Source organism: Atlantibacter sp. RC6 (assembly GCF_014193285.1).
Classification (GTDB): domain Bacteria; phylum Pseudomonadota; class Gammaproteobacteria; order Enterobacterales; family Enterobacteriaceae; genus Atlantibacter.
On record NZ_JACHZE010000001.1, the window covers coordinates 768,615 to 783,495 of the forward strand.

Genomic DNA, 14,881 nt, shown 5'->3' on the forward strand with positions numbered 1-14,881 from the left:
AACCAAGGAGCAGTCCATGAAATTAACCAGAATAGCCATTGTCACCGGCATGTTACTGATGGCGATTGGCGGGATCGGCGGCGTGATGCTGGCGGGCTACACCGTTATCCTGCATGCCGGGTCATAATCTGCTGTAAACGCTCAAAGGCGCGGTCGACGATAATCGCCGCCAGCGCCACCAGAATCGCCCCCTGAATCACATACGCGGTGTTAAAACCGCTCAGGCCGATGATCACCGGCGTGCCAAGGGTATTGGCGCCCACCGTCGAGGCGATAGCCGCCGTCCCAATATTGATAATCACCGAGGTTCGCACTCCCGCGAGGATCACCGGCGCCGCCAGCGGCATCTCAACTTTCCATAAGGTCTGCCAGCCGCTCATCCCAACGCCGCGCGCCACCTCTTTGACGCTGCCCGGCACCGCGCCGATTCCCGCCAGCGTGCCCTGCAACACCGGCAGCCAGCCGTACAAAATCAGCGCGATAATCGCGGGCTGCTGGCCGAAGCCAATGACCGGCACCGCCACCGCCAGTACCGCCACCGGCGGAAAGGTCTGGCCCACCGCCGCGATGGTTTCCACCAGCGCGCGGAATTCCAGCCCGAACGGGCGCGTCACCACAATGCCTAACCCGATGCCGAGCAGGATGGCGACCAGGCTGGAAACGCCCACCAGGTAAAAATGCGCCACCGTCAGCGCCCAGAAACTCTCCTGCTGATACAGCGGGCGCGGCAATTGGGGAAATAGCCAGCTAAACAACCCTGCGCTATAAGGCAGGCCCACCAGCAGCGCGGCATAAAGCAGGATCAGCCACAGCAGGGGATCACGAAGCAGACGCACGATCGCCCTCCAGCAGAGTGTGAAAGCGGATCACGCCGCACGGGTCACCCTGTGCGTCCACTACCGGCAGTTCGTCGCAGCGCCGCTCCACGAACAGCGACAGCGCCTCGCGCAGCGAAGTATCCCGACTAACCGGCACGCCTTCGCAATACCCCGGCGTGAGGTAATCTTTCACCTGGCGCATCGACAGCAGCCGCACGCCCAGCTCGCTGCGGCCAAAGAAATCGCACACAAACTCGTTTTCCGGCTGGCTAAGCAGCGCCAGCGGCGCGCCCTGCTGCACCACTTTGCCGCCGTCCATCACCACCAGATGGTCCGCCAGACGCAGCGCCTCATCCACATCATGGGTGACCAGAACAATGGTGCGCCCCTGAAGTTGATGGATGCGCATCATCTCCTGCTGTAGCGCCTCGCGGGTTACCGGATCGAGCGCGCCAAAGGGTTCATCCATCAACAGCACTTCCGGATCGGCCGCCAGCGCCCGCGCCACGCCAACCCGCTGCTGCTGGCCGCCGGAAAGCTGATGCGGATAGCGGTGGCGAAACTGCGCCGGGTCGAGACCAAGCAGCGCCAGCAATTCATCCACCCGCTGATTAATTCGCGCCTTCGGCCACTTCAGCAGTTGCGGAACGGTGGCGATGTTGTGCGCCACGTCCCAGTGCGGGAACAGCCCGATAGACTGAATGGCGTAGCCCATACGCCGCCGTAAATCCTGCGGCGAAAAGTTGCGGATCTCTTCTCCGGCAAAGCGAATACGCCCCCGATCGTGCTCTACCAGCCGGTTGATCATCTTTAGGGTGGTGGATTTACCGGAGCCAGAGGTGCCGATCAATACCGAAAACGCGCCCTTGCGGAAGTTCAGGTTGAGATCTTCTACCGCGGCGCGTCCCTGGTAATATTTGCTCACGCCATCAAATTCGATCATGTCGTTGCGCCTCCAGCGCCGCAATCAGCAGATTAAAGAGCCCATCCACCGCGACCGCCATGGCGATCACCGGTATCACGCCCAGCAATACCAGGTCCAGCGCGCTGCTTAATAGCCCCTGAAACACCAGCGCGCCGAATCCGCCTGCGCCAATCAGCGCAGCGATCACCGCCATACCCACGGTCTGTACCGCCACCACCTTCAGGCTGCGTAACAGCACCGGCAGCGCCAGCGGCACCTCAGCTTTAAAGAAGCGCTGGCGATCGGTCATGCCCATTCCACGCGCGCTTTCCAGCACGTTTTCCGGTACCTGGCCGAGGCCCGCCACCACGCCGCGCACCAGCGGCAACAGCGCGTAAAGCACCAGCGCAATTAACGCCGGAGCCATCCCGATGCCGGAAACGCCCATGCGCCCCAGCCAGGGGAACAGCGCCGCCAGCGCGGCAAGCGGCGCGATCAGCAACCCGAACAGGGCAATCGACGGCACAGTCTGTATGACGTTCAGGATGGAAAACACCGCAGGCTGCGAGCGGGTGTAGCGGTGGCACAGCAAGCCCAGTGGGATACCAATAGCCAGAGCGATGCTCAGCGTCGCCAGCAGCAGTGTCAGATGCTGGCTGAACGCGTCGTTAAACACGTCCTGGCGGTTGGCGTACTCTTTGAGTAGCGAGATGTCATTGAAGTAACCGGTCAGCAGCAGACACAGCGGCACAATCCACAGCTGCGCCAACAGCAGCCAGCGCCACAGCGGCTTTTGCGTCACACGGCTGATGGTATCGCTTATCAGCAACAGCGCCAGCGCCGCCATCAGCCAGGCTCCGCTGCCCGGCGAGGTGCGCGCCAGGCTACTGCCCTGCTGGGCCAAATGCGTCGCGCCATAGCCCACCAGTAACAGTAGCGAGATAAATAACCCTTGCGCGCTGACCAGCCCGGCAATAAGCGCGCCGCGTCCGGGGAGGAATGACAGGATAAACAGCAGTAACGCGGCGGCGATCAACCCATACAGCGCCAGCGGGGAAAGCGCCGGGACGCTCATCGGCGAGCCTGAAACCAGACGGTTAGGCGCGTAGTTAATAAACGGCAGCAGGAGCGCTGCCGCCAGCAACAGCGCCAGCAGCAGCATCACCCGGTTATGACAGCGTATTGTCAAAAGACATCCCTTTTCCAGGCGTGATTACTTCACAAAACCTTTTTGCTTCAGATAATTAGCAGCGACTTTTTTCGCATCCAGGCCTTCGACGGCAATCGAGGCATTCAGCTGCTGAAGGGTTTTCTCATCCAGTGAAGCGAACACCGGGTCGAGCCACTCAGCCATCTGCGGATAGGCCTTCAGCACCGCGTCACGCACCACGGGCGCTGGCGCATACACCGGCTGTACGCCTTTCGGATCGGTCAGGGTTTGCAGACCCAGCGCGGCAACCGGGCCATCGGTGCCGTAGGCCATGGCGGCATTCACGCCGGAGGTTTGCTGCGCAGCGGCTTTGATCGTAACGGCGGTATCGCCTCCCGCCAGCGACAACAACTGCGGCTGGTTAAGCTTGAAATCGTAGGCTTTTTCAAAAGCAGGCAATGCGTCCGGGCGCTCAATAAATTCCGCCGAGGCCGCCAGCTTGAACTCGCCTTTTTCTTTCAGATAGCGGCTGAGATCCGCCAGCGAGGTTAGCTTGTTCTTTTCAGCCACATCCTTACGCACGGCAATAGTCCAGGTGTTGTTTGCCGAAGCAGGCGCCAGCCAGGTGAGTTTGTTTTGCCCGGCATCGAGCTTTTTGACTTTCTCATAGCCCGCTTTGGCGTTTTTCCACGCGGGATCGTTTTCATCTTTAAAGAAAAACGCGCCGTTACCGGTGTACTCCGGATAGATATCCAGTTCGCCGGAGGTAATCGCGGCACGCACCACCGGTGTGGTGCCGAGCTGCACTTTATTCACGGTTTTGACGCCGTGGCTTTCCAGCACCTGAATAATGATATTGCCCAGCAACGCGCCTTCGGTGTCGATTTTCGAACCGACTTTTACCGGCTCCGCCGCTTGCGCCCCTGTCGCCAACAAAAGTAAGCCTGCCGCACTCCAGATTTTCGTTTTCATTGATTTTCCTCATCACACCCAGACGCGGGTTCAAGGAAAAAGCGTAGTTGAGAATCAGGGGCTGCGCATTATGGATGGAGGATTAACCAGAACGTGATGCAAGTAAAAAGGCCGGTTGCCCGGCCTTTTATGCGATGAATAATTACTGCAATTCAAACTCGCCCTGCTTCACTCGGGCGGAGTCGAGACCAATAAACACATTGAATTTGCCCGGCTCGGCGACGTACTTAAGCTTCTGGTTCCAGAACTTCAGCGCATTAACGTCAATCGGGAAGCTGACGGTCTGGGTTTCACCCGGTTTCAGGGTGATTTTGTTAAACCCTTTCAACTCTTTTACCGGGCGGCTCAGGGAGGCGGTCACGTCCTGCAGATACATCTGCACGACCGTAGCGCCTTCGCGTTTGCCGGTGTTGGTCACCTCCACGCTGGCGGTCACGCTGCCGTTCTGCGCCAGAGTCGGTGAAGAGAGCTTCACGTCCGATACGCTAAAGGTGGTGTAGCTCAGCCCATAACCAAACGGATACAGCGGGCCGTTAGCTTCATCAAAGTAATGCGAGGTGTATTTGTTCGGTTTTTCCGGATTGTACGGACGGCCCGTGTTCAGATGGCTGTAGTACACCGGGATTTGCCCCACCGAGCGCGGAAAAGACATCGGCAGTTTGCCCGACGGGTTGTAGTCGCCAAACAGCACATCGGCGATGGCATTGCCCCCCTCGGTGCCCGCATACCAGGTTTCCAGAATCGCGTCGGCCTGCTGATCTTCTTTCACCAGCGCCAGCGGACGACCGTTCATCAGCACCAGTACCAGCGGTTTGCCGGTGGCTTTCAGGGCCGCGATCAGGTCACGCTGGCTTTGCGGCAGGGTCAGGTCGGTGCGGCTGGACGCTTCATGGGCCATGCCCTGGGCCTCACCCACCGCCAGCACCACCACGTCGGCCTGCTTAGCGGTCTGCACCGCTTCGTCAATCATCGCCTGCGGAGTACGCTCATCAACGGCGACGCCCTGCTCGTACTGGTTCAGGAACTGGATAATGCCTTTATCGTTAGTCAGGTTGGCCCCTTTGGCGTAAAGGATTTTGGCGTTGTCACCCACGGCGCTCTTGATGCCACTCATCAGGGTGACGGATTGTTTCACCACGCCCGCCGCCGACCAACTGCCCATCACGTCGCGCTGGCTGTCCGCCAGCGGGCCGATCAGCGCAATCGTGCCGGATTTTTTCAGCGGCAGCGTATCGAGACGGTTTTTCAGCAGCACCATACTTTCGCGGGCCACTTCACGCGCCTCCTGACGATGCAGGCGGCTTTCGGCATTGGTGTCCTGCGGGTCGCTTTCTTTCGCGCCTAAGTGGCTGTACGGGTCGTTAAACAGGCCCATATCGTATTTGACGTTCAGCACGTGGCGGGTCGCGTCGTCCAGCTCTTCCATGGTGACCTCGCCGCTTTTCACCAGCTCCGGCAGGTACTTACTGTAGTATTCGTCGCTCATGCTCATGTTGATGCCGGACTTCAGCGCCACGCGCACCGCGTCTTTCGGGTCCGCCGCGGTACCGTGTTTAATCAGCTCTTTGATCGCGCCATGGTCGGAAATAGTGATGCCCTTAAAGCCCCACTCATCGCGCAGCAGATCTTTCAGCAGCCAGCTGTCTGAGGACGCCGGAGTACCGTTCAGCGAGTTGAGCGCCACCATCACCCCACCGCTGCCCGCGTCAAGCGCCGCTTTGTACGGCGGCATGTAGTCGTTAAACAGGCGCTGCGGGCTCATATCCACGGTGTTGTACTCTTTGCCGCCTTCCACTGCGCCGTAGGCGGCAAAGTGTTTGACGCTGGTCATCACCGAGTAGCGATCCGCCGGGCTTTTGCCCTGCATCGCTTCTACCATGGTTTTACCCATGATGGAGGTTAAATACGTATCTTCCCCGAAGCCTTCCGATACCCGGCCCCAGCGCGGATCGCGCGAGACATCCACCATCGGCGCCCAGGTCATATTCAGCCCGTCGTCCGCGGCTTCATACGCGGAAATCCGGCCCACGGTTTTTACCGCCTCAAGATTAAACGAGGACGCCAGCCCGAGGCTTATCGGGAAAACGGTGCGCTGGCCGTGCAGCACGTCATAGGCGAAGAATAACGGGATTTTCAGGCGGCTCAGTTCCATCACCTGATCCTGCATGGCGCGAATATCCTGGCGGGTGACGGTGTTAAAAATGGCACCCACCTGGCTTTTCTGGATCATGTCGCGGATCGCTTCTTTGGGATTATCAGGCCCCACGCTGATTAACCGCAGCTGACCGATCTTTTCATCCACGGTCATTTGTTTGAGCAGATCGGTGACAAACGCATCCCGCGCCTCAGGGGTTAACGGGTGTTCGCCAAAGGTCGATGAAGCATAAGCAGGTTGCAGCGCGAGGCTGACTGCCATCCCTACAGAACAAAGCCATTTCATGCCATTTACTCTCTCAGTCATGCGGCTAATAAGCATAGCCGCCCATGCAGATTTGGTGTGCAGTGTGCCACAGGGATAAATCGGTAAGAAGAGGCGCAATGTGTTTGCGCTCTGATTTTTCGGCACTTTCCGAGTTTTCTCGCAAAGGCGCAGCTATGATTAACACCGTCACTATTTGTCATACCACAAGGAGTGGAGCATGTCCCTCACCTCGCATAACGATAATTCAGGCTTTATTGCTGAACTCACCCGGCTGGTTGGCGCTAGCCACCTGCTGACCGATCCCGCGAAAACCGCCCGCTATCGCAAGGGCTTTCGCTCAGGCCAGGGCGACGCGCTGGCCGTGGTGTTCCCCGGTTCGCTGCTGGAACTGTGGCGCGTGCTGCAAGCCTGTGTGAACGCCGATAAAATTATTTTAATGCAGGCCGCCAATACCGGCCTGACAGAAGGCTCTACGCCAAACGGCAACGATTATGACCGCCAGATCGTGATTATCAGCACCCTGCGGCTGGATAAACTTCAGCTGATTGATAACGGCGAGCAGGTGCTGGCGTTCCCTGGCACCACGCTCTATACCCTGGAGAAAGCGCTCAAACCGCTGGGCCGCGAACCGCATTCGGTGATCGGCTCGTCGTGCATCGGCGCATCGGTGGTGGGCGGCATTTGTAATAATTCAGGCGGCGCGCTGATTCAACGCGGCCCGGCCTATACCGAGATGGCGCTGTACGCGCGCATCAACGAGGACGGTAAGCTGACGCTGGTGAACCATCTGGGCATCGATTTGGGGCAAACGCCAGAGCAGATCCTCGGCAAGCTGGATGATGAGCGTCTGAAACCGGAGGACGTGCGCCACGATGGCCGAAACGCCTCAGACAGTGATTACATCAGCCGGGTGCGCGATATCAACGCCGATTCCCCGGCGCGCTATAACGCCGATCCAGACCGGCTGTTTGAAGCCTCTGGCTGCGCGGGCAAACTGGCGGTGTTCGCGGTGCGTCTCGACACCTTCCCGGCGCAAAAAAATCAGCAGGTGTTTTATATCGGCACTAACGACGCGGCGGTGCTGACGGAAATTCGCCGCCATATGCTGGCCAATTTTGAAAACCTGCCGGTAGCGGGCGAATACATGCATCGCGATATTTACGATATCGCCGAGCGCTACGGTAAAGACACGTTTTTAATGATCGACAAACTCGGCACCGACAAAATGCCGTTTTTCTTTACCCTTAAAGGCCGCACCGACGCGCTGCTGGAAAAAGCCAGCGTATTTAAACCGCACTTTACCGACCGGGCGATGCAGAAGCTGGGCAACATCTTCCCCAACCATTTGCCGCCGCGCATGAAACAGTGGCGCGATAAGTATGAGCATCATCTGCTGTTGAAAATGGCGGGCGATGGCATTGAAGAGGCGCGTAGCTGGCTGACCCACTTCTTCAACGAGGCGGAAGGCGCGTTTTTCGCCTGTACCCCGGAAGAAGGCAGCAAGGCCTTTTTGCACCGCTTTGCGGCGGCGGGGGCGGCAATCCGCTATCAGGCGGTACATTCCGACGAGGTGGAAGATATCCTGGCGTTAGATATCGCGCTGCGCCGCAACGACACCGAGTGGTTCGAAACCCTGCCTGCTGAAATCGACAGCAAGCTGGTGCACAAGCTCTATTACGGCCATTTCTTCTGCTATGTGTTCCATCAGGATTACATCGTTAAAAAAGGCGTGGATGCCCACGCGCTGAAGGAGGAGATGCTGGAATTGCTGCGGGCGCGCGGGGCGCAGTACCCGGCGGAGCACAACGTGGGGCATTTATATGAAGCGCCAACGCAATTAAAACGCTTTTATAAGCAAAATGACCCGACAAACAGCATGAACCCCGGCATTGGCAAGACAACTAAGCTGAAAAATTGGGCGGAACCGGTTAGCGAAAGCGTTCACGACCAGGCTAAGTTGTAAAATTCTGGTTAAAAAAAAGCGAATATCTTTTAGGCTAAGAAAATTCCGATTAGAGTAGCAATAAGGCCAGCATCGCGTTGGCCTGAACCAGCCCTGAGGAATGGAAAATGTCAGCAGTCGAAGTGGTTCCTGTCCCTGCTATAGCTGTCCGTGACGTCCAGCCTGATGATACCGCGCTTATCGCCGCCATTTATGCCTGGCATGTTCAGCATGGCCGCGCCTCGTTTGAAGAAATTCCGCCGGATGCCGAAGAGATGGCGCAACGCATCGCCCATCTCAGCGAAAAAGGCTATCCGTGGCTGGTGGCGGAATGGCACGGCATTGTAGTGGGATACTGTTACGCCGCGCCCTACCGCTCCCGTCCCGCTTACCGCTACACCGTTGAAGAGTCGATCTACGTTGATGCCAGTATGACCGGGCGTGGTATTGGCCGGGCACTGCTGGCGGCGCTGATTGCCCGCTGCGAACAAGGACCGTGGCGCCAGATGATCGCCATTATCGGCGATGGAGAAAACAACCCCGGTTCCCAGCGCCTGCACCGGCAGCAAGGATTTGAGGTGGTGGGTCAATTGCGTAGCGTGGGCTATAAGCTGGGTAACTGGCGGGACACGTTGATTATGCAGCGCCCGCTCAACCAGGGCGATTGGGCGCTGCCGAATTAATTAATCGTTTTGTGCATCGTTGGCAGTACTGTTCGCGGCCATTTGTGCCGCTTTTTGCCGTTTATAGCTCAGCGCGGAGGCCGGAACCGGCGTCGCTTTACCGGTTTCCATCCAGGTACGCAGGCGGCTGGCGTCGGCAAAATGAGTGTATTTGCCAAAGGCATCCATCACTACCAACGCCACCGGACGGTTATTGATCACGGTGCGCATCACCAGGCAGTGGCCCGCCGCGTTGGTAAAGCCGGTTTTGGTCAGCTGAATGTTCCAGTTATCGCGGTAGACCAGATGGTTGGTATTGCGAAACGGCAGCGTATAGGCCGGTTTGGCGAACGTCGCCATATCTTCGCGGGTGGTGCTGAGCTGGCCAATCAGCGGATACTGTTTGGTGGCGATCAGCAGTTTGGTCAGATCTTCGGCGGTGGAGACGTTTTTAATCGACAGCCCGGTCGGTTCAACAAAACGGGTATGGGTCATGCCAAGGGATTTCGCTTTGGCGTTCATCGCGCGGATAAACGCGTTGTAACCACCGGGATAATGGTGCGCCAGGCTGGCCGCCGCGCGGTTTTCCGAAGACATCAGCGCCAGCAGCAGCATATTTTTACGGCTAATTTCACTGTTCAGCCGCACCCGTGAATAAACACCTTTCATTTCCGGCGTCTGGCTGATGTCGACTTTAAGGATCTCATCCAGCGGTAAATGCGCATCCAGCACCACCATCGCGGTCATCACTTTGGTGATAGACGCAATAGGACGCACCAGATTGGGGTGGCTGGAATAAAGTACCTTATTGGTTTGCAGGTCGACGATCATGGCGCTACCGGAGGCAATTTCCGGTTGGGCGGCAGTCTGGGCAACCGCTGTTTTCGCCGCGACGGTCACGGGCGCAAAGGGTACTGCCAGCATGAGCGCAAGGCTCAGGAGTGAATGACGGATTGTAGTCGGCATGGTTTTACTTCAGAAAATTATTCACGCACGTTGTGACGCACACCGCTTCCATACACTCAATGAATATTTGGAAGCTGGCGCCGGGATGATACTCCGGCGTCCAGCTTTATCGCTACAGGAGAATCGTGATTTAAGAGTACATTGCACTAGATTTAACCGGCAATGCACCTTCATCAGAATAGACGATATCCGTAACCCCACAAGATAACGGTCAACGCCAGCAGCACTTCCAGCACTAATACACCAATGGCGAGCGTCGAGCTGGAGAAGCTGAGCCCCTCTTCGCGATTGATGTTGAGAAACGCCGGAACGCCGACGTACAGCAGATAGCCGGTATAAAACAGCGCCAGTGTGCCCACCAGCGCGCACAGCCAGACGATGGGATACAACGCGACGATACCACTCAAAAAGAGCGGGGTCGCCACGTAGCCGGCAAACACCATACAGTTGGTTAATGAAGGGCGTTGCGGATAGTTGCGCGCCATCCACCAGATCACGCGGCCCATAACCGCCACGCCCGCCAGCATCAGGCCATAAAACAGGATCGCCAGCGCGAAGCCAGTAAACAGCGACAGTTTCACCACGTTGCCGTCGTCAAAATCCCAGCCGATTTGGGTGGTGCCGATAAACGCGCAAATCACCGGAATGGCCGCCATGATCAGCACGTGGTGGGTGTAATGATGCGAAACGGTTTCGTTTTCGCCCTTAATAACCTGCATTTCACGATAAGGATGGGAAAAAAGCCCCCAGACATGGTTCATAACGCCCCCTGTTTGGTAATACGCTCACGCCAGCGGCGACGCTGGCTCCCGGAAGGATGCTGTAAGTATAACGCAGGTCGGATGATTAATTATTGAACAGCACGATTTAGCGAACCCCGTGAAAATCCGCTCCGGACGAGGCGAACGCGGCGGCGCGGTGTATTCTTAATGCAATGAATAACATGGAGTGAACAGACTCGCGATGGATGTTTCAGCACTCATTTCGCAATATGGCTATGCCGCGCTGCTGGTAGGCAGCATGGCGGAGGGTGAAACCATCACCCTGCTGGGCGGCGTGTCAGCGCATCAGGGTTTGCTGTCGTTTCCGCTGGTGGTACTGGTGGTCGCGCTGGGCGGGATGATTGGCGACCAGTTGCTTTACTTACTGGGGCGGCGCTATGGCAACGGGATTTTGCAACGCTTTAGCAAGCATCAGGATAAAATCGCCTCGGCGCAGAAGTTAATCGCCCGCCATCCGCTGCTGTTTGTGCCCGGCTGCCGGTTTATGTACGGGTTTCGCATTATCGGGCCGCTGCTGATCGGCGCCAGCCACATCCCACCGAAGGTGTTTCTGCCGCTGAATATTCTCGGCGCGCTGGTCTGGGCGGCGCTGTTTACCACGCTGGGCTACGTAGGGGGCGAAGTGATTGCGCCGTGGCTGCACTCCCTCGACCAGCACCTGAAACACTGGATTTGGCTGGCGCTGGCCGTGGGATGCGTGGCGTTGCTGCGCTACGGCTTTAAACGCCGTCAGCGCAAGAAACCTCACTCCTGAGGCTTAAACTGCGGGTTGGCAAGCATAAAGCCGCCGTCGACGATAAACGACTGGCCGGTTGCATAGGCCGCCTGCTCAGAACACAGCCACGCGACGAGGCTTGCGATCTCTTCGGTTCTGCCCGGGCGCGCCAGCGGCACCGTGGGCAGCGATCCGGGTTTTACATCCCCTTCGTCCATATCGTTCATCGGCGTGGCGATAGCGCCCGGCGCGACGGCGTTCACCAGGATCCCGTGGCTCACCAGCTCCAGCGCCATCGATTTCGTCAGGCCGCCGAGTGCGTGTTTAGCCGCGGTGTAGGCGCTGGCTTCCGGCAAGGGCGTATGCTCGTGAACCGAGGTGATATTGACGATGCGCCCGCCCTCGCCCTGCTTCACCATTGCGCGCGCGGCGATTTGCGAGCATAAAAATGCCCCGTCCACATCCACCGTGAAGACGTTGCGCCAGTCCTCAAACGGCATATCCAGAAACGCCGCTTTTGACATTGCCCCGGCGTTATTCACCAGCACGTCGATGCGCCCGAAGCGGTCGATCAGCGCTTGTATCGCGTTCGCGCCGTCAGGCAGATTACCCAGGTCCAGCTGGATGATTTCCGCTTTGCGGCCAAACCCGCGCACCAGTTCGGCGGTCTCTTTGGCCCCTCTGTCGTCGCTATGCCAGGTAATACCGATGTCGAAACCTTGCTGCGCCAGTAATTCCGCGCATTTCTTGCCGATGCCGGAATCGGAAGCCGTCACGATTGCCACTCGTTGGGTCATAGATCGTCCTCTCTGGATACGAACAAAGGGTAAGTATAGAAAAGGAACGAGCGAGCAGCGTAAGCAAGGGTAAAGGCCGGTTTGCATTGGCGAAGCGGGGATCCGCCTCGCCACTTTCTCAATCTTTCCTATACTCAGTTACGAATGTACTGATGAATAAACAGAGGGAAAGCGATGAAAATTATTCTATGGGCCGTTTTGATTATCTTTTTGATTGGGCTGTTGGTGGTTACGGGTGTGTTTAAAGCGATTTTCTAAATCGCCGCGTTATCGCGCGTGGTACGCCCTGTGGGCGTACCCGTCAATCGCCCTGGCAATCGATGGCGAGTCCGTTAAGGTACGGATGGTAGTAAAGAGTTCAGTGGCCTGTGGATAGGCCTTGCGTAAGTACCCCAACCACTGCTTAATGCGCGCTACGTGATACATCCCGGTATCGCCCTGCTTCTCCAGTTGCGTATACCTTTGCAGCAATTCCACCACCTCGTGCCAGGGCATCGGCGCTTCATTGTATTTCACCACCCGGCTTAAATTCGGCACATTGAGCGCCCCGCGCCCGACCATTACCGCGTCACAACCGGTCGCCTGGAGACAGGCCTGGCCGCTCTGCCAGTCCCAGATTTCACCGTTAGCGATCACCGGGATCGCCAGGCGCTTGCGGATTTCGCCAATCGCCGCCCAGTTGATACGCTCGGCTTTATAGCCATCCTCTTTGGTGCGGCCATGCACCACCAGCTCGGTGGCGCCAGCCTGCTGCACCGCATCGGCGATTTCAAACTGGCGGGCGTCGCTGTCCCAGCCGAGGCGCACTTTCACCGTCACCGGCAACTCAGCCGGGACCGCTTCGCGCATCGCCTTTGCGCCGCGATAAATCAGATCAGGATCTTTAAGCAACGTCGCCCCGCCGCCGCTGCCGTTAACCAGCTTCGATGGGCAACCGCAGTTAAGGTCAACGCCCCAGGAGCCGAGCTCCACCGCGCGCGCGGCGTTTTCCGCCAGCCACTCGGGGTGCTGCCCCAGAAGCTGGATGCGCACCCGCGTGCCCGACGGAGTACGGCTCTGATGGTGCAATTCCGGGCAGAGCTTATAGAAGGATTTAGCAGGCAGCAGGCTATCCACCACGCGCAGAAATTCCGTGACGCACAGATCGTAATCGTTCACGTCCGTTAACAGTTCACGCACCAGAGAGTCCAGTACGCCTTCCATTGGCGCCAGTAACACACGCATAGCCGACCTCAGTAAAAAAGAGGCGCTATGGTAGCGCCTGGCGGGCTTTCTGGAAACGCATTTTACGTGATGCCATTGAGCCTGCCCGCCGCGCCGGGTATGCTGGCAAAAAACATAAAATGTCGCACCTGCGCCTCCCTCTTTTATCCCCTAAATAATTCAGGTTGCAGAAAGGCGGCGACGCAGCGAATCCCCAGGAGCTTACATCAGTAAGTGACTGGGGTGAGCGAGTAAAGCCAACGCATCTGCAACCTGAAGAATGACGGGGAGATACCTGACAAGGCCTTGCCACTGTGCACGGCAGGCATACTTTTGATGCCATAAAATCATGATGTGATCTGTAGCACACAATTTTCATTAATTGTATGATGAATGCATTCCAACAAGGCTATTGATATGAGCACTATGCTGACCACCCTCTGGCACTTTGTCCGCGCGTTTATCCTGATTTATGCCTGTCTGTATGCGGGTATCGCCCTGGCGGCGCTCCTGCCCATCACCATTCCCGGCAGCATTATCGGTATGCTGATTATGTTTATCCTGCTGTCGCTGCAAATCCTGCCGGCGAAGTGGGTCAAACCCGGTTGTAACGTGCTGATTCGCTATATGGCGCTGCTGTTTGTGCCGGTAGGGATTGGGGTAATGCAATATGTCGACGTGCTGAAAGCGCAGTTCGGCCCGGTGGTGGTGTCATGTTTTATCAGCACCCTGGTGGTGTTTCTGGTGGTTAGCTGGAGTTCTCATCTGGTTCACGGCCAGCGCAAAGTGATTGGGCAGCAGGAGCCTAAACAATGATTGAGCATATCTGGTGGTCGCTGCCGTTAACTTTGGTGGTCTTTTTCGCGGCCCGTAAACTGGCGGCGAAGTTAAAAACCCCGCTGTTAAACCCGCTGCTGGTGTCGATGGTGGTGATAATTCCGCTGCTGGTGTTTACCCATACGCCTTACGAGCACTATTTCCAGGGCAGCAAAATCCTGAATGACCTGCTGCAACCTGCCGTGGTGGCGCTGGCGTTTCCGCTGTATGAACAACTCCATCAGATCCGCGCCCGCTGGAAATCGATTATTACCATTTGCTTTATCGGCAGCATGGTGGCGATGTTAACCGGCACGTCTGTGGCGCTGTTGCTGGGCGCGTCGCCAGAAATCGCCGCATCGATATTACCGAAATCCGTGACCACGCCGATTGCCATGGCGGTGGGCGGCAGCCTTGGGGGTATTCCGGCGATCAGCGCGGTATGCGTGATTTTTGTCGGCATCCTGGGCGCGGTATTTGGTCACAGCCTGCTGAATATGATGCGTATCCATACCAAATCAGCACGCGGCCTGGCGATGGGCACCGCGTCTCACGCCCTCGGCACTGCCCGCTGCGCGGAGCTGGACTATCAGGAAGGGGCGTTCAGTTCGCTGGCGCTGGTAATTTGCGGGATTATCACCTCGCTGATCGCGCCCTTTTTATTCCCGTTGATTCTGGCTTTCTGGGCGTAAAATTTGCGAGATGTCGCGCAAATTTGTATGAAAGAGTATC

At 57.5% G+C, this 14,881-nt stretch carries 16 protein-coding genes; 7 read left to right on the forward strand and 9 right to left on the reverse strand.

What is annotated here, in order from left to right:
• The first annotated feature begins 16 nt into the window (after positions 1 to 16).
• Positions 17 to 127 (forward strand): protein YohO, encoded by a 111-nt coding sequence (locus FHW74_RS03715; protein ID WP_125291656.1) that lies wholly within the window; start codon positions 17 to 19, stop codon positions 125 to 127.
• Here FHW74_RS03715 and FHW74_RS03720 read toward each other — a convergent pair.
• From FHW74_RS03720 to bglX, 5 genes are all read right to left on the reverse strand, one after another.
• A complete protein-coding gene (locus FHW74_RS03720; RefSeq protein ID WP_183169205.1) occupies positions 105 to 836 on the reverse strand; it encodes an ABC transporter permease in 732 nt (243 codons plus the stop codon). The genes FHW74_RS03715 and FHW74_RS03720 overlap by 23 nt on opposite strands.
• Positions 820 to 1,761 carry an ABC transporter ATP-binding protein gene (locus FHW74_RS03725; RefSeq protein WP_183169206.1) on the reverse strand — a complete coding sequence of 314 codons (942 nt, stop codon included), beginning with the start codon at positions 1,759 to 1,761 and terminating at the stop codon, positions 820 to 822. Before FHW74_RS03725 ends, FHW74_RS03720 begins: the two co-directional genes overlap by 17 nt.
• Entirely contained in the window at positions 1,748 to 2,911 is a 1,164-nt protein-coding gene (locus FHW74_RS03730; RefSeq protein WP_304488617.1) for an ABC transporter permease, read from the reverse strand. The genes FHW74_RS03725 and FHW74_RS03730 overlap by 14 nt, the downstream gene beginning before the upstream one ends.
• A gap of 24 nt (positions 2,912 to 2,935) precedes the next feature.
• A complete protein-coding gene (locus tag FHW74_RS03735) occupies positions 2,936 to 3,844 on the reverse strand; it encodes an ABC transporter substrate-binding protein (RefSeq protein ID WP_183169207.1) in 909 nt (302 codons plus the stop codon).
• A gap of 142 nt (positions 3,845 to 3,986) precedes the next feature.
• Positions 3,987 to 6,284: a beta-glucosidase BglX gene (bglX, locus tag FHW74_RS03740; protein WP_183169208.1), complete on the reverse strand. Its 2,298-nt coding sequence runs from the start codon at positions 6,282 to 6,284 to the stop codon at positions 3,987 to 3,989.
• Between the two features lie 199 nt (positions 6,285 to 6,483).
• Here bglX and dld point away from each other — a divergent pair, with 199 nt between their 5' ends.
• Together dld and FHW74_RS03750 are read left to right on the forward strand one after the other, a co-directional pair.
• Positions 6,484 to 8,229, forward strand: coding sequence for a D-lactate dehydrogenase (gene dld, locus FHW74_RS03745; protein WP_183169209.1), 1,746 nt, complete (start codon positions 6,484 to 6,486; stop codon positions 8,227 to 8,229).
• A 107-nt stretch (positions 8,230 to 8,336) separates the two neighbouring features.
• Entirely contained in the window at positions 8,337 to 8,891 is a 555-nt protein-coding gene (locus FHW74_RS03750; protein ID WP_183169210.1) for a GNAT family N-acetyltransferase, read from the forward strand.
• On the opposite strand, the gene pbpG is transcribed toward FHW74_RS03750, so the two are convergent.
• Positions 8,892 to 9,836: a D-alanyl-D-alanine endopeptidase gene (gene pbpG, locus FHW74_RS03755; protein ID WP_183169211.1), complete on the reverse strand. Its 945-nt coding sequence runs from the start codon at positions 9,834 to 9,836 to the stop codon at positions 8,892 to 8,894.
• A 173-nt stretch (positions 9,837 to 10,009) separates the two neighbouring features.
• The gene (locus FHW74_RS03760) at positions 10,010 to 10,597 is read right to left on the reverse strand and encodes a Yip1 family protein (RefSeq protein WP_125291647.1); all 588 of its coding nucleotides are present in this window, start codon (positions 10,595 to 10,597) and stop codon (positions 10,010 to 10,012) included.
• A 202-nt stretch (positions 10,598 to 10,799) separates the two neighbouring features.
• Between FHW74_RS03760 and FHW74_RS03765 the strand changes: the two genes are divergently transcribed.
• Entirely contained in the window at positions 10,800 to 11,372 is a 573-nt protein-coding gene (locus tag FHW74_RS03765; RefSeq protein WP_183169441.1) for a DedA family protein, read from the forward strand.
• On the opposite strand, the gene FHW74_RS03770 is transcribed toward FHW74_RS03765, so the two are convergent.
• A complete protein-coding gene (locus FHW74_RS03770) occupies positions 11,363 to 12,130 on the reverse strand; it encodes an SDR family oxidoreductase (protein WP_183169212.1) in 768 nt (255 codons plus the stop codon). The genes FHW74_RS03765 and FHW74_RS03770 overlap by 10 nt on opposite strands.
• Before the next feature lie 174 nt (positions 12,131 to 12,304).
• On the opposite strand from FHW74_RS03770, the gene yohP reads away from it, so the two are divergent.
• On the forward strand, positions 12,305 to 12,388 hold the full coding sequence (gene yohP / locus FHW74_RS03775; RefSeq protein WP_085949451.1) for a small membrane protein YohP: 84 nt from the start codon (positions 12,305 to 12,307) through the stop codon (positions 12,386 to 12,388).
• A 9-nt stretch (positions 12,389 to 12,397) separates the two neighbouring features.
• On the opposite strand, the gene dusC is transcribed toward yohP, so the two are convergent.
• On the reverse strand, positions 12,398 to 13,354 hold the full coding sequence (gene dusC / locus FHW74_RS03780) for a tRNA dihydrouridine(16) synthase DusC (RefSeq protein WP_183169213.1): 957 nt from the start codon (positions 13,352 to 13,354) through the stop codon (positions 12,398 to 12,400).
• Positions 13,355 to 13,750: 396 nt separating this feature from the next.
• Here dusC and FHW74_RS03785 point away from each other — a divergent pair, with 396 nt between their 5' ends.
• Positions 13,751 to 14,149 carry a CidA/LrgA family protein gene (locus FHW74_RS03785; RefSeq protein ID WP_125291642.1) on the forward strand — a complete coding sequence of 133 codons (399 nt, stop codon included), beginning with the start codon at positions 13,751 to 13,753 and terminating at the stop codon, positions 14,147 to 14,149.
• Positions 14,146 to 14,841: a CidB/LrgB family autolysis modulator gene (locus FHW74_RS03790; protein ID WP_183169214.1), complete on the forward strand. Its 696-nt coding sequence runs from the start codon at positions 14,146 to 14,148 to the stop codon at positions 14,839 to 14,841. The genes FHW74_RS03785 and FHW74_RS03790 overlap by 4 nt, the downstream gene beginning before the upstream one ends.
• The last annotated feature ends 40 nt before the right edge of the window (positions 14,842 to 14,881 follow it).

Coding starts and splice junctions, on each gene's coding strand:
- FHW74_RS03715 (WP_125291656.1), top strand. CDS start 17: ATGAAATTAACCAGAATAGCCATTGTCACCGGCATGTTACTGATGGCG.
- FHW74_RS03725 (WP_183169206.1), bottom strand. CDS start 1,761: ATGATCGAATTTGATGGCGTGAGCAAATATTACCAGGGACGCGCCGCG.
- FHW74_RS03735 (WP_183169207.1), bottom strand. CDS start 3,844: ATGAAAACGAAAATCTGGAGTGCGGCAGGCTTACTTTTGTTGGCGACA.
- bglX (WP_183169208.1), bottom strand. CDS start 6,284: ATGAAATGGCTTTGTTCTGTAGGGATGGCAGTCAGCCTCGCGCTGCAA.
- dld (WP_183169209.1), top strand. CDS start 6,484: ATGTCCCTCACCTCGCATAACGATAATTCAGGCTTTATTGCTGAACTC.
- FHW74_RS03750 (WP_183169210.1), top strand. CDS start 8,337: ATGTCAGCAGTCGAAGTGGTTCCTGTCCCTGCTATAGCTGTCCGTGAC.
- pbpG (WP_183169211.1), bottom strand. CDS start 9,836: ATGCCGACTACAATCCGTCATTCACTCCTGAGCCTTGCGCTCATGCTG.
- FHW74_RS03760 (WP_125291647.1), bottom strand. CDS start 10,597: ATGAACCATGTCTGGGGGCTTTTTTCCCATCCTTATCGTGAAATGCAG.
- FHW74_RS03765 (WP_183169441.1), top strand. CDS start 10,800: ATGGATGTTTCAGCACTCATTTCGCAATATGGCTATGCCGCGCTGCTG.
- FHW74_RS03770 (WP_183169212.1), bottom strand. CDS start 12,130: ATGACCCAACGAGTGGCAATCGTGACGGCTTCCGATTCCGGCATCGGC.
- yohP (WP_085949451.1), top strand. CDS start 12,305: ATGAAAATTATTCTATGGGCCGTTTTGATTATCTTTTTGATTGGGCTG.
- dusC (WP_183169213.1), bottom strand. CDS start 13,354: ATGCGTGTGTTACTGGCGCCAATGGAAGGCGTACTGGACTCTCTGGTG.
- FHW74_RS03785 (WP_125291642.1), top strand. CDS start 13,751: ATGAGCACTATGCTGACCACCCTCTGGCACTTTGTCCGCGCGTTTATC.
- FHW74_RS03790 (WP_183169214.1), top strand. CDS start 14,146: ATGATTGAGCATATCTGGTGGTCGCTGCCGTTAACTTTGGTGGTCTTT.